The organism is Acaryochloris sp. IP29b_bin.148, from assembly GCF_028285565.1.
Classification (GTDB): Bacteria; Cyanobacteriota; Cyanobacteriia; order Thermosynechococcales; family Thermosynechococcaceae; genus Acaryochloris.
The window spans coordinates 1-12,870 of sequence record NZ_JANQOY010000096.1 but is presented as its reverse complement, the minus strand read 5'-3'; the positions used below and the strand labels follow the sequence as shown (position 1 = coordinate 12,870).

General features: G+C 49.2%; 13 protein-coding genes. 7 read left to right on the top strand and 6 right to left on the bottom strand.

Going from position 1 to position 12,870, the window contains the following annotated elements:
- From Q0986_RS09505 to Q0986_RS09490, 4 genes are all read left to right on the top strand, one after another.
- Positions 1 to 724: glycogen/starch/alpha-glucan phosphorylase (locus tag Q0986_RS09505; protein ID WP_299408739.1), on the top strand; the 724-nt coding region annotated here is incomplete at its 5' end.
- A gap of 17 nt (positions 725 to 741) precedes the next feature.
- Positions 742 to 1,803 carry a glycerate kinase gene (locus Q0986_RS09500; protein ID WP_299408735.1) on the top strand — a complete coding sequence of 354 codons (1,062 nt, stop codon included), beginning with the start codon at positions 742 to 744 and terminating at the stop codon, positions 1,801 to 1,803.
- A 59-nt stretch (positions 1,804 to 1,862) separates the two neighbouring features.
- Positions 1,863 to 3,590: a solute carrier family 26 protein gene (locus tag Q0986_RS09495; RefSeq protein WP_299408731.1), complete on the top strand. Its 1,728-nt coding sequence runs from the start codon at positions 1,863 to 1,865 to the stop codon at positions 3,588 to 3,590.
- A complete protein-coding gene (locus tag Q0986_RS09490; RefSeq protein ID WP_299408726.1) occupies positions 3,587 to 4,195 on the top strand; it encodes an ACP phosphodiesterase in 609 nt (202 codons plus the stop codon). Before Q0986_RS09495 ends, Q0986_RS09490 begins: the two co-directional genes overlap by 4 nt.
- Here Q0986_RS09490 and Q0986_RS09485 read toward each other — a convergent pair.
- Together Q0986_RS09485 and sigC are read right to left on the bottom strand one after the other, a co-directional pair.
- Positions 4,171 to 4,620, bottom strand: coding sequence for a Fur family transcriptional regulator (locus tag Q0986_RS09485; RefSeq protein ID WP_299408721.1), 450 nt, complete (start codon positions 4,618 to 4,620; stop codon positions 4,171 to 4,173). The genes Q0986_RS09490 and Q0986_RS09485 overlap by 25 nt on opposite strands.
- A 226-nt stretch (positions 4,621 to 4,846) precedes the next feature.
- Positions 4,847 to 6,115 (bottom strand): RNA polymerase sigma factor SigC, encoded by a 1,269-nt coding sequence (sigC, locus tag Q0986_RS09480; protein WP_299408717.1) that lies wholly within the window; start codon positions 6,113 to 6,115, stop codon positions 4,847 to 4,849.
- Between the two features lie 307 nt (positions 6,116 to 6,422).
- On the opposite strand from sigC, the gene Q0986_RS09475 reads away from it, so the two are divergent.
- Entirely contained in the window at positions 6,423 to 6,968 is a 546-nt protein-coding gene (locus Q0986_RS09475) for a cofactor assembly of complex C subunit B (protein ID WP_366918553.1), read from the top strand.
- A gap of 17 nt (positions 6,969 to 6,985) precedes the next feature.
- On the opposite strand, the gene Q0986_RS09470 is transcribed toward Q0986_RS09475, so the two are convergent.
- Positions 6,986 to 7,468 carry a GNAT family N-acetyltransferase gene (locus tag Q0986_RS09470; RefSeq protein ID WP_299408708.1) on the bottom strand — a complete coding sequence of 161 codons (483 nt, stop codon included), beginning with the start codon at positions 7,466 to 7,468 and terminating at the stop codon, positions 6,986 to 6,988.
- An 87-nt stretch (positions 7,469 to 7,555) separates the two neighbouring features.
- A complete protein-coding gene (locus Q0986_RS09465) occupies positions 7,556 to 7,789 on the bottom strand; it encodes a DUF4327 family protein (RefSeq protein WP_299408703.1) in 234 nt (77 codons plus the stop codon).
- Positions 7,790 to 7,994: 205 nt separating this feature from the next.
- Here Q0986_RS09465 and Q0986_RS09460 point away from each other — a divergent pair, with 205 nt between their 5' ends.
- Positions 7,995 to 9,101 (top strand): FAD-dependent oxidoreductase, encoded by a 1,107-nt coding sequence (locus tag Q0986_RS09460; RefSeq protein ID WP_299408699.1) that lies wholly within the window; start codon positions 7,995 to 7,997, stop codon positions 9,099 to 9,101.
- Positions 9,102 to 9,116: 15 nt separating this feature from the next.
- Positions 9,117 to 10,637, top strand: coding sequence for a 4-alpha-glucanotransferase (gene malQ / locus Q0986_RS09455; RefSeq protein WP_299408694.1), 1,521 nt, complete (start codon positions 9,117 to 9,119; stop codon positions 10,635 to 10,637).
- Positions 10,638 to 10,926: 289 nt separating this feature from the next.
- Here malQ and Q0986_RS09450 read toward each other — a convergent pair whose 3' ends face one another.
- A complete protein-coding gene (locus tag Q0986_RS09450) occupies positions 10,927 to 11,586 on the bottom strand; it encodes a VTT domain-containing protein (protein WP_299408689.1) in 660 nt (219 codons plus the stop codon).
- A gap of 230 nt (positions 11,587 to 11,816) precedes the next feature.
- On the bottom strand, positions 11,817 to 12,870 hold a 1,054-nt coding region (psbD, locus tag Q0986_RS09445), incomplete at its 5' end, for a photosystem II D2 protein (photosystem q(a) protein) (protein ID WP_299408686.1).

Genomic DNA, 12,870 nt, shown 5'->3' with positions numbered 1-12,870 from the left:
GATTACGCCTCGCACCTTTATCTTTGGTGGGAAAGCAGCGCCAGGCTATTTTATGGCCAAGCTGATTATCAAGCTGATCAACTCCGTGGGAAATGTGGTCAACCGCGATCCGGATGTACGGGGACGGCTGAAGGTGGTCTTTTTGAAGGACTATAACGTCAAGCTGGCCCAGCGGATTTACCCCGCGGCTGATTTATCGGAGCAGATTTCCACTGCGGGTAAAGAGGCCTCAGGCACAGGCAATATGAAATTTGCCCTAAATGGTGCCCTGACCATTGGCACCTTAGATGGAGCCAACGTAGAAATTCGAGAAGAAGTGGGTGAAGACAACTTCTTCTTATTCGGTCTAACGACAGAAGAGGTCTATCACAAGCGGGCTCATGGCTATCGCTCTCAGGACTACTACCATACCAATGCTGAGCTAAAGCTAGCAATTGATCGGATTGCTTCTGGTTTCTTCTCCCAGGGAGATGCTGAGCTGTTCCGACCCTTGATCGATGACCTGCTTCATCAGGACCAGTATTTCTTGTTTGCCGACTATGCCTCCTATATTGCTTGTCAAGATCAGGTCGCTGCGGTTTATAAGGATCAGGAAAAATGGACCCGTATGTCGATTTTGAATGCGGCTCGGATGGGTAAGTTCTCCTCAGATCGTTCGATTGAAGACTATTGTCGAGATATCTGGAAAGTGGAGCCCGTGAACGTTGAACTGCGTCAGTGTTAGACATCCGTGCCTAAATCATGGACAGTTTAGAACAGCTGATTCAAGGTCAGGCGCTCAAGGAGCCTCAAAAGGCTGAACTAGGCCAATGGATGCTGTCTGAGCCACATCGGGCAGCTGCTTTTGGCCTAACCCCAGCATCAGTCGAAACAACCCTACATCAGTTCGCCCAGCTCCTCCCCCGGATCTACTCCCCGGTGGAGGGGTTTTGGTGTGGAGACTGTCAAATTTCGACCTCGCCCCTACCGCCCCTGTGGCGGGTATGGATGCCGCTAGCCTGCCAAATAGCGGAGGCGAGACAGAACCTTAATCGTCCCCTGATCCAAGGCATTTTGGGCATGCAGGGGGCTGGAAAAACGACTCTGACCACGGTGCTACAGATCGTTCTGGAACAGCTAGGTTATTCGTGTTGCTGCCTGTCCATTGATGATTTGTATAAGACCTATGGTGAGCGTCAACAGCTGCAGGTGGAGGACCCTCGACTGAAATGGCGAGGGCCGCCGGGAACCCATGATGTTGATTTGGGCATCCAAATTCTGGATCAGATGCGAGCTAACGAGACGAGTACTCCAATTCAAATCCCTCGGTTTGATAAATCGGCCTTTGGCGGTCAAGGCGATCGCAGTGGGTTTGAATCGGTGCCGACCACTGATATTGTCCTGTTTGAGGGCTGGTTTGTGGGGGTAAAACCCATATCAACAGACGTCTTTGAACAGGCCCCTGCCCCGATTGATACGCCTGCTGATCGCAAGTTCGCCATGGAGATGAACCAGCGCTTGCAGGATTACTTGCCCCTTTGGGACCGTCTTGACCGTTTGATGGTGCTGAACTTGGCGGATTATCAACTCAGCAAGCAGTGGCGAAAAGAAGCAGAACATAAAGCGATCGCAACGGGTAACGCTGGTATGAGTGATGGGGAAATCGATGAATTTGTGGATTACTTCTGGAAGGCGCTGCATCCCGAGCTATTTGTAAAACCCTTGACCACCCAGGAGAACGGGGCCGATCTGGTGATTACCGTGAATGCCGATCACACCTTCGGTGAGATTTATCAACCGGCTTGCAGGTCTGAGATGGTCTAGCGTCATTGCCGTCAGCAAATCAAGCTAATATCAATCCAGACTGAACAGAAGCATCAATTGTGACTAAGAACGGCAAGTCTGGGTTGCGATCGCTGGTACCGGGTTGGTGGCAGCTGACCCATTATCGATGGCAGTGGTTTCGACAAGATAGTATCGCGGGGATAACGGTCGCGGCTTATTTGATTCCTCAATGTATGGCCTATGGGGAGTTAGCGGGGGTGGAGCCTGTGGCTGGCTTGTGGGCTATTTTGCCAGCCATGATTATTTACGCGCTGTTCGGATCTTCGTTGCAACTCTCCTTAGGGCCTGAATCGACAACTGCTGTGATGACAGCGGTTGCCATTGGGCCTTTAGTGGCCGATGGAGCCTATGAGGCGGCGAGTTGGGCTGCAGTCTTAGCCTTATGTGTCGGACTGGTTTATTTGATTGCTTATATCGCTCGACTGGGCTTTCTGGCTGATTTACTGTCGAAGCCTATTTTGGTGGGATATATGGCAGGGGTCGCCCTGATTATGATCATTGGCCAGCTAGGCAAGGTGAGCGGTATTCCCATTCAAGCTGAGAGTTTGGTGGGAGAAGTGCAAGACTTTGTGACCCAATTCAATCAGCTACATCCACCGACTTTTGTGTTGGCACTTGTCGTCTTATTGTTTCTGTTCGTGATTCAAGCTCGCTTCCCCAAATGGCCAGGGCCGCTGATTGCAGTTTTATTAGCGACGGTAGCGGTCGCCATCTTTCAGCTCGACCAGCATGGGGTAAAGGTGGTGGGCACCATTCCAGCGGGTTTGCCCATGCCGCTCCTGCCCCGTTTTTCACCTGCCAAAATTTCTACTTTGCTAGCGGCAGCAGTGGGCATTGCCGTGGTGGGATATTCGGATAATGTGTTGACGGCCCGCTCCTTTGCCAACCGTAATGGCTACCAAATTGACGGGAATCAAGAACTGTTGGCCTTGGGGATTGCGAATTTGGGCACGGGGCTGCTGCAAGGCTTCCCCATCAGCAGCAGCGGTAGCCGTACCGTGATTGGCGATGCGTTAGGGAGTAAGACCCAAGTCTTTTCCTTGGTCGCCTTTGGGGTAGTGGTTATTGTACTGCTGTTTTTGCGGCCTGTGCTGGCGCTCTTTCCCACAGCAGCCCTGGGGGCGATCGTGATCTTTGCTGCGACCCGACTGATTGAATGGGCAGAATTTAAGCGACTCTGGCGGTTCCGAAAAACGGAGTGGGGGTTAGCCATTATCACTACCTTAGGTGTGCTGGGAACGGATATTTTATTGGGGGTGGCGGTGGCCGTAGGCTTGTCGGTAATTGATTTGTTTACTCGGATTGCCCGACCCCATGATGCTGTGTTGGGGAAAGTCCCAGGCATGGCTGGCCTCCATGATATTGCCGATTGGCAGGGGACGGCGACCTGGCCAGGCTTAGTGATTTATCGCTATGATGCGCCCCTTTGTTTTGCCAATGCCGAGAACTTTAAGCAGCGAGTCTTGGCTGCGATCGCAAAGGAAACCACCCCTGTCCATTGGTTCGTCCTCAACACCGAGGCCATCATTAATATTGATATTACAGCGGTCGATATGCTGGAAGAACTGCGCCAAGAACTTGCCAAGCAAGACATTCAGTTTGGCATTGCGCGGATGAAACAGGATCTTTATGGTCAGTTACAGCCCACCACTTTCCTCAACAATATTCCGCCAGAATACATTTTTGCCACGTTACCGACGGCAGTAGCAGCCTATACCGATCAATATTCAGAGTCGGCTAATCCACTGGGTGAACCATCTATATGAATTGGCTTGCCCATCTTTACCTAGCTCAACCGACCGTAGAACATCGGTTAGGAAACTTGTTGGCCGATTTCATCAAAGGTTCAGTCCGCCAGCAGTTCTCGTTAGAGATGCAGGCAGGAATGAAACACCATCAGCAAATTGATAGTTTTACCGATCAACATCCAGTGTGTCGCCATAGCAAAACCTTTATCAGTCCTACCCATCGCCGCATGGCCGGAATTTTGGTGGATATTTTTTACGATCATCATCTGGCCCGACAGTGGTCAGAGTACAGTGATGTGCCTTTGGCCGTCTTCACCCACGATATCTACTGCTCTTTTCAAAGCTATTCCGGCTGGCTGCCTGCTGATATTCACGTTCTTTTAGATCGACTCGCCACAGAAGATTGGCTGACCCAATACCAAACGATTGAGGGCATTGAAGAAACCTTGTCTCGCTTATCTCGAAGAATTAGCCAACGGTGGCAACGCCCAGTGAATCTCTGTCCTGCGGTCGAAGATTGGGTAACCCACTATCCACTGTTTGCCCAAGACTTTGCGCAATTTTTCCCAGACCTGATTCAACATTGCCACACCCTAGATCAGGTCGGCAGTAAAGATCGCTGACATTGGGGGCAGATTGCATGAATTGAAAGCTGGCAGTCCAATAGATGGAATCCTGATTTTTTGGCCGTTTTGGCTCCGATTTTTAAAACGGAATCACTTTTAAACTCAATGGTTTTATTACACTTCACACAAATCAAATGATGGTGATGGTAGGGATAGGGCTGGTTTAATTCATAGTGTTTATGCCCTTCAGCAAATTCTAATTCTCGCAAAATTCCCATGCGAGCCATTAATTTCACGGTGCGATAAATCGTCGATAAACTGATGGGCTCTCCCTGATCCTTCAGGAGATTATATAAATCTTCAGCGCTCAGATGTTTCCCTTTTTGCAGATCTTGAAACACATTGAGGATGGTTTCCCGCTGAGGGGTAAGACGCCAACCTCGATCGTTCAGTTCTGCTTTGAGCGAGTTAGAGGTGTACATAGCTTTTTCTCAAGAATGCAAGCTTATTGAAAGTCTAGCCAATCTTGAGCCCTTTTGCAACAAGAAGTTTTTATTGAGAAAAGTAAAGTGGATCCCGACCCTTTAAAAATCGATCTTCACGCCACTTTAGATGCATTTGTCAACATCATCGAAAACTGAAATGAGAAAAGGGGATCAATGCATGATCCCCCCAGTTAGATGTTGGCAATTCTGAATAAGGTATCTGTTACGCAAAGGCCTCTAAAAAGTCACGAATGCGATTGCGACGCTTTGGCTGTCGCAGTTTTTGCAAGGCCTTCGATTCAATTTGGCGTACCCGTTCTCTCGATAAATCCAGCGACTTGCCGATTTGAGCTAAGGAATGGGTCTTACCATCATTCAATCCAAAGCGCAGAGTAATCACATCCCGCTCCCGATCGGTTAAATCGGCCAGCAACTGCTTCAGTTCGTGCTGTAACGACTCACGCATGATCAACTCTTCCGGCGAAATATCGTCCGTTTCGAGTAACTCACCCAACTCAGTATCTTTATCCTTACCCACTTTGATCTCTAAGGAGACAGAGCGGGGGACGCGGACAAGCAGTTCCCGAATTTGCTCCGGGGTCATATCCATTTCCTGAGCAATATCTTCGATGCTGGCGGTTCGCCCTTTGCTTTGGGACAGCTTGCGTTGCGCCTTCTTGATCTTGTTGAGTTTCTCAGTGATATGAACGGGCAGACGGATGGTACGACTTTGGGTTGCGATCGCTCGCGTGATACCCTGCCGAATCCACCAATAGGCATAGGTGCTAAATCGGTATCCCTTGGTGGGGTCAAACTTCTCCACCGCTCGTTCTAGACCGAGTGTCCCTTCTTGAATTAAATCCAGAAGCTCTAACCCTCGGTTTTGATATTTCTTAGCCACAGAGACCACCAGGCGCAAGTTGGCCTGAATCATGTGCTCTTTGGCCTTTATCCCCTGCTTAATAATTTGATCAAGCTCGGCATTGGATAATTCCGCTTTGTCTGCCCATACGGCTTTCCCTTCTGCCAAGCGAGGTTTCAGCTCAGCCATCGGAATATCGGCTTCCTTGGCCCATCGGCTAAAAGAGGGGCGGTGTCCCAGCATCGCTGTAAGACGGTCGCGAATATTCGTTAAGCGCACGTATTCAGCCAAGGCGGGATGGCTATCGACAATTTCTTCCCGTGTTTCCAGGAGGTGCATATATCGCTGAACCTTCTGGGCCTCAGAGACCTCTTCATCTCGACCTAAGAGATGAACACGACCAATCTCCTGGAGATACAGACGGACCAAATCCGTTGTTCCTCGGCGATTCGCACTGGAAACGGGCGTCATCTTGAGTGAGGCAAGATCTTCATTAACGTCGTCTAAATCAGCCGATGGATCGAAATCCATCTCTTCTGATTCATTGGAGTTAGGGTCAAGGGGACGACTCTGTCCTTGACCGTCATAAACGGCATGAATAATTTCTGCTTTTTGCGGAATTGCCGACATCTAAGATCACCTCTAACAGGTTAAAGCGAAAAAAGCTCCCTTCCTCTATAGTTCCCAAAAAACAAGACTTTCAAGCATGTGAAGAGTTCCAGTTTTGGCTGTAGACTAAACAAAAGGAACAGGCCCCGACGTTTTCTTGTTGTCAACGAATAAATTCCTCTGATGTGTTGACAGAGGAATTTGCAACAATTTCGCACTGGGCGTGTCCAATACTCTATGTTTTTTCTAGAGTGCTGGCAGTGACGCCGGTCAACTTGATCAATCTGCCTATATTCAGACGTTATTCACTTGGCCTAAGTTCTTTATGATGCGTTCCTTCGTTTTGCCCTCAACGTTTCTGCTCACCCTCTTATTGATGGTGGGGTTATTCTTTTTTATTCGGGCCTCTGTGAAGGATCGAACCGAGGAACTGCAATGGCTCTCCACCCAACCCGAAGAAGCGGTGCTTAAGCAAGTGGAAGCCTACTTGACCCACCGTTCTTATCGACTCACCGCCTTGGACAAAGATCTAGAACAAGTGACTTTTGAAGGAACCGTTCGGCCCAGTGTTGTCTTGGCCTGCTTCCTAACGGCGCTGATGTTAACGGCAACGCTCTGCTTAAGTTTGGTGTTGAGTATTCTCTTCCCGACCATTGGTCTAGGATTTTCTATCCTAACCGCCATTTCACCCGTGGCAGGCTGGTTCTACTGGCAAAGAGCCCAACGGCCTGAGCAAGTCAGGTTGAAGGTCGAATCGATTGCATCTTCACCGACTGGCACAGATACCCAAACCCTACTCACAGTGATCGCCCATCGGGATGAGATCACAGCTATGCGCCCAACGCTAAAGACCTTCGGCGTTATTGCACCCTAGTTTTTTTCGCTCAATGTTTAAGACGTTGTCTTCAAGTCAATCCAGTATCGAGACTTGGGTTGCACTGTCTGTAATGAGTGACTCTGGCTAGCGAGGACACCCCCATTTTTTTGAATGACACGAGCAGAAGCTTGATTGTCAGTGTTGCATGTTACCAAAACACGCTGTAACCCTATCTGTTGGGCTTTCATTAAAGTGAGGGCCAATAGCTTTGTGCCATTTCCTTTCCCACGCTCTGTTGGTCGGACCATATATCCAATATGCCCGCCCCAGTCTTCAAGGGATGGGGTTAAGCGATGGCGCAAGCGACTCTCACCCAAAACTCTGTCACACTCATTGATTAACCAAAACGTTGTCGCTGGGACAAAACCCGGTCTCAGTCCTCTCCCTTGAGAATTGTCCTCTAATTGGCAGAGATAGGTGTGAAAGGAGTCTTGAATAAAGGAGATGTCTTGATCATGAATGTCAGTTTCTCCAGCATCCTGAAATTCGGTCACCATGCAGAGAAATTCTGACTGCAATGCTGCAGTGGGTTGAATAAGCTGAATTCTTGCTGGTTCAATCAATGCTGGATGAAAATGTGATCGCTATTCGTCTTCCCAGGTTTCGACCTCTAGGAAGGTGGCAATGGGATCTTGCATCGAGAATTCAAAGTCAATTAACTCATCTTTGAGATAAGACCACTTATCGGGAAACAATAATCCAACCTTCCATAAACTATCGGTTGGCTTGAGTTTTCGAGAATTGACTAATGACTGAACTTGGCGTTGTAACTTACCCATTGGGTGTAGAACCGCCGGAGTTAAGGTGGTTTTTGTCATATATAAATTGTAGAAAAACTAAAAGAGCTGCTAACCGTGCAAACACAATGGAGAGCTGTTTGACACTTGCTAAGAGGTGTTGCGCAATCAGCTGATTTAACTCGCCCATAATCCTAGCACACGCTTTTGATTTCCTTAGAGATCAGATTATTGATTTTTCCTTAATAATCATGCTATTCATAAGGTCCTCAAGGCAGAAAACACAATGCGAGTTGGCATTATTGGCTGCGGTGTCGTGGGGGCAGCAATTGCCTTTGAACTGAGCCAAACATATCAGGTCACCGTTTGGGATGCACGAACGGAACATCAATGGCAGGCCACAGGCGCTGCTCTGGGAGTGCTGATGGCCGCTATTACGCCTAAGCTGAAGGGCAAACATCTCCAGTGGCGTTTAGATAGTCTCAAGCGCTACGAAACCCTGATACCCCAACTGGAAGCCCTGACTCAACTGTCTTTGCCCTATAACCGCCAAGGCATTTTACGGTTGTGTTTTGAGAGCGATGAACTTAATCGTTGGTATAAAACTCAGCACGTTCGGGCTCAACAAGGATTTCACTTAGAGATTTGGGATCGGGAGCAACTATTTCGTTGCTATTCCCATTTGCGCACAGCCCATCTGCTGGCCTCTCAAGCCTCAGTGGTGGGTGCGATTTACTCTCCTCAAGATCGCCAAATTGATCCTGTTGCGTTATCCACAGCGTTAATTACGGCCGCTCAGAGAAATGGAGCCGAGTTTTATTTCGAGACGCCTATCTCTAGCTTTCAATCGCGACCCGATAGTGATCCCCCATCGCTGACTCATATCTGCACGGCCACTGACAACCATCCCGTGGATTGGGTGATTGTGTCGGCAGGATTGGGATCAATGCCCCTTACGGCCAGTCTCAAACAGGCTGTACCTATTTATCCGGTTTTAGGACAGGCCCTTCATCTGCGGCGTCAAACACCCCTGTCCGACGCTTTACCTGTGGTCAATGGTGATCAGGTGCATATTGTGCCCCTTAATGCATCAGAGGTGTGGGTGGGGGCTACGGTCGAATTCCCGGCTGAAGTGGGAGGCTCTATTGAAGCCGATCCAGTGCAATTAAAAGAGCTGCATCAGCGTGCGATCGCATTAGATGCCTCTCTCGCCAATGCCAGTATTCTCAGAACCTGGTCTGGATTACGCCCTCGGCCCCATGAGCGGCCTGCCCCCATCATTGAAAGGCTCCCAGGCTATGACAATGTGGTGGTGGCCAGTGGGCATTATCGCAATGGTGTTCTTTTAGCCCCCATTACGGCCCAAAAAGTGCGACAGTTGATATCGAACTAAAGTGAGTTCTTGCATATGCCCTTTCCCCGAGCTAGTGGCCTTCTCCTGCATCCGACGTCTTTCCCCGGTCAGTTTGGAGTCGGTGACCTAGGACCAGAAGCCTATCGATTCGTTGATTTTATGGTCCAAAGTGGTCAGCAGCTTTGGCAGGTGCTGCCCTTAGGACCCACGGGGTTTGGTAACTCCCCCTATATGTGTTATTCAGCGATGGCGGGCAATCCACTCTTGATTAGCCTGGAACAACTGCAAGAGCAGGAACTATTGCAAGCGGAAGATCTGGAATTAGGCGTTGGCTTTCGGTCGGAGACCATTGCCTACGAGCAAGTTATCCCTATGAAGCAGGGACTGCTACGGTTGGCCTACGACAATTTCAAAGCCGGAGTCTTCCCAGAACTCACCCTCGCATTTCAGAAGTTTTGCCAAACGAGAGTCTGGCTCGAAGATTTTGCCTTATTTATGGCGCTTAAAGATGCCCATTGGGGAGCAGCTTGGAATACCTGGCCGCAAGAGATTGCCCACCGACAGCCCATTGCCATGGTCCACTGGCGGCAAAAGCTACAGTCCGATGTGGAAATGCACAAATTTTGGCAATTTCAATTTTTTCAGCAATGGTCCAATCTGAAAAAATATGCCAACGATAATGGCATTCAAATCATCGGTGATATTCCTATTTATGTCGCCCATAACAGTGCGGATGTCTGGTCAAATCCCGATCAGTTTTTTCTAGATCTAGAAACGGGTGAACCAGCACTAATGGCTGGGGTACCCCCAGATTACTTTAGTGAGACCGGGCAGCTTTGGGGCAACCCCATTTATCAGTGGGAGCGGATGGAAAAGCAAGGTTTCAAATGGTGGATTCAGCGCTTTCGCACCATGCTGGATTACGTAGACCTGATTCGAGTGGATCACTTCCGGGGATTCCGAGCCTTTTGGCAAGTCAAGCAAGGGGAAACCACGGCCATGAATGGGGAATGGATTAAAGCCCCTGGCGATGAGCTGTTCGAAGCCCTTCGGGATGAGCTGGGCAAACTCCCTATTTTGGCTGAGGACTTAGGCATCATTACCCCTGATGTGGAAGCACTCCGGGATAAATTTGAATTTCCGGGCATGAAGATTCTCCATTTTGCCTTTGGCTCTGGCTCTGGCAACCCTTACCTGCCCTACAACCATATTCAGAATTGCTTGGTCTATACGGGTACCCACGATAACAATACGACGGTGGGTTGGTTTCACGATATGCCTGAGCATGAGCGGATTTTTGTGGAAGGCTATATGGGCGGCCTGTCCGAGGAAGGGATTCACTGGGATTTAATCCGACTGGCCCTCAGTTCGGTCGCCAATCAGGTGATTATTCCCGTGCAAGATCTGTTGGGGCTGGGCACTGAGGCCCGCATGAACTTACCCAGTACATCGGGAGGCAACTGGGCCTGGCGGTATCGTTCGGGGGGCCTGACGGATGCGATCGCAGAACGGTTATTGCAACTCACCGACACCTATGGTCGTGCCCCAGTCAAAACGGATGACTCCTGGGATTAATGGCGCGTTAGGACTGCAAAGTTTTGAGATTTTGAATTCTTACGACCTGAGTTCGACCAAAAAACGCCTAAGTTAAGAAGGGCTGAGATCTAAGCTCAAAGTATTGAATTCAAGCAATCTCAGCCATGGGCATCAGTTTACAGCGCACTGAACAGAAACATGCCAGGGCCCAGCAAGAAAAGCAGCGGGCCGAACAAAAACATGCAAGAGCAGAGCGGTTGGCAGCATTTTTGTGATGGTCTCCGACCGGCAAGGATTTGACCCCAACCAACTTTCTTAGAAGACAGTCCTATTTATTGGCAGTTGAAGCTGCTCCCCGCTTTTGCAACCATCCTGCCAATATTGCTAGGCAAAAAGCTCCCAGAATAGCCAGTCCAGCAAACAGATAGCCATTCCCCTTTTTAAACACATTTGCACCAATTGCCACCATCGGTGTGTCAGAGATGAGCGCAGCCAGAACTAAGGCTGGCACAAACATTTTCCACTTTGTTGTTGTTAAACCAGCACTATAACTAACAAAATCGAATGCTCCTGTCATTAATGCCCCAGATAGGAGAAAAAAGTTGTTTTCTAAGTGCTTTTGGCTGATTTCATCTACTTTTCCCATGAAACGGGCTCCAACCAGTTTTTCCACTAGGCCACGGCCATATTGTTTAGCCAAATAAAATCCCAAACTACAGGAAAAGATATCTGCGATCACTACGGTCGCGACGGCCACTGGAAACGGAAGGAAGGACCCTGCAAAAAACGCCCAGATCGTACTGGGAATAATGGGAATGACAACGCTAAAGGAACGCAGGGCAAAAATACCGAAGGGTGCCCAGGGTCCCAGCTGTTTAATTTGGGCCTTCACTGGCTCTACATTTAACTGTTGGAGAAGCCAGATAGAAACGGCAATAATACCAACAATGAGTCCAAACTTAATGACTTTGCGTAGTGTTTTATTCATGAAAATGCAACCAGTGGTTTGAGAGCCAGCCTCAAGTAGGACATTTAAGCTTTGCTTAATAAGTGTATCGTGCCAACTTCATTCCAATCATCAGCCTTTCAACCTATTCCATTGAGTCTCCTGAAAGGGGATGGAGCAAACCCCAATTCTGGGAGAAATAGCTGAACTGAAAAAGGCCCTGGTCAACCAGGGCCTTTCCATTAATCAACTTTATCGTCTGAAGTCAGTGTCTACAGAGCGTTACCGCGAGGTAGAACTTCTTCAGGGAAGATGAAGTTTTCATGGATTTGGTCTTGGGGTGCCATCCAAGCACGCAGACCTTCATTCAACAAGATGTTCTTGGTGTAGAACGTCTCGAACTCAGGGTCTTCAGCAGCCCGGATTTCCTGGCTAACGAAGTCATAAGCACGCATGTTGAGAGCGATACCGACTAGGCCAATGGCAGAAGCCCATAGACCGGTCACAGGCACGAACAACATGAAAAAGTGCAACCAACGCTTGTTGGAAAAGGCAATCCCGAAAATCTGAGACCAGAATCGGTTAGCAGTGACCATGGAGTAGGTCTCTTCTGCTTGGGTCGGAGTAAACGCTGCAAATGTATTGGCGTCCTGACCGTCTTCAAACAAGGTGTTCTCAACAGTGGCTCCGTGAATGGCGCATAACAACGCACCACCCAAAATACCTGCAACACCCATCATGTGGAAGGGGTTGAGGGTTAGGTTATGGAATCCTTGAGCAAACAACAAGAATCGGAAGATGCTTGTCACACCCCAGCTAGGTGCAAAGAACCAGCTGGATTGGCCCAGAGGATACATTAAAAAGACGGATACGTACACGGCGATAGGACCGCTGAAGGCAACTGCGTTGTAAGGACGCACGCCCACCAAGCGAGCAATCTCGAATTGACGAAGCATAAAGCCGATCAAACCGAAGATGCCGTGTAATGTGGTGAAGTTCCACAGTCCACCCAGCTGACACCAGCGGGTGAAGTCGCCTTGAGCTTCAGGTCCCCAGAGTAGAAGTAGGGAGTGGCCGAGGCTGTCGGCAGGTGTTGATACTGCAACGGTCAAAAAGTTAGCACCTTCTAGGTAGGAGCTGGCAAGACCGTGGGTGTACCAGGAGGTAACAAAAGTTGTGCCAGTAAACCATCCCCCGATGGATAAGAATGCACAGGGGAATAATAGAATACCTGACCAACCAATAAAGACGAACCGATCACGCTTAAGCCAGTCGTCGAGGACGTCAAACCATCCTCGCTCCTGGGCGCGTCCGACTGCTATGGTC

Coding starts and splice junctions, on each gene's coding strand:
- Q0986_RS09500 (WP_299408735.1), top strand. CDS start 742: ATGGACAGTTTAGAACAGCTGATTCAAGGTCAGGCGCTCAAGGAGCCT.
- Q0986_RS09490 (WP_299408726.1), top strand. CDS start 3,587: ATGAATTGGCTTGCCCATCTTTACCTAGCTCAACCGACCGTAGAACAT.
- Q0986_RS09485 (WP_299408721.1), bottom strand. CDS start 4,620: ATGTACACCTCTAACTCGCTCAAAGCAGAACTGAACGATCGAGGTTGG.
- sigC (WP_299408717.1), bottom strand. CDS start 6,115: ATGTCGGCAATTCCGCAAAAAGCAGAAATTATTCATGCCGTTTATGAC.
- Q0986_RS09475 (WP_366918553.1), top strand. CDS start 6,423: ATGCGTTCCTTCGTTTTGCCCTCAACGTTTCTGCTCACCCTCTTATTG.
- Q0986_RS09470 (WP_299408708.1), bottom strand. CDS start 7,468: ATGGTGACCGAATTTCAGGATGCTGGAGAAACTGACATTCATGATCAA.
- Q0986_RS09465 (WP_299408703.1), bottom strand. CDS start 7,789: ATGACAAAAACCACCTTAACTCCGGCGGTTCTACACCCAATGGGTAAG.
- Q0986_RS09460 (WP_299408699.1), top strand. CDS start 7,995: ATGCGAGTTGGCATTATTGGCTGCGGTGTCGTGGGGGCAGCAATTGCC.
- malQ (WP_299408694.1), top strand. CDS start 9,117: ATGCCCTTTCCCCGAGCTAGTGGCCTTCTCCTGCATCCGACGTCTTTC.
- Q0986_RS09450 (WP_299408689.1), bottom strand. CDS start 11,586: ATGAATAAAACACTACGCAAAGTCATTAAGTTTGGACTCATTGTTGGT.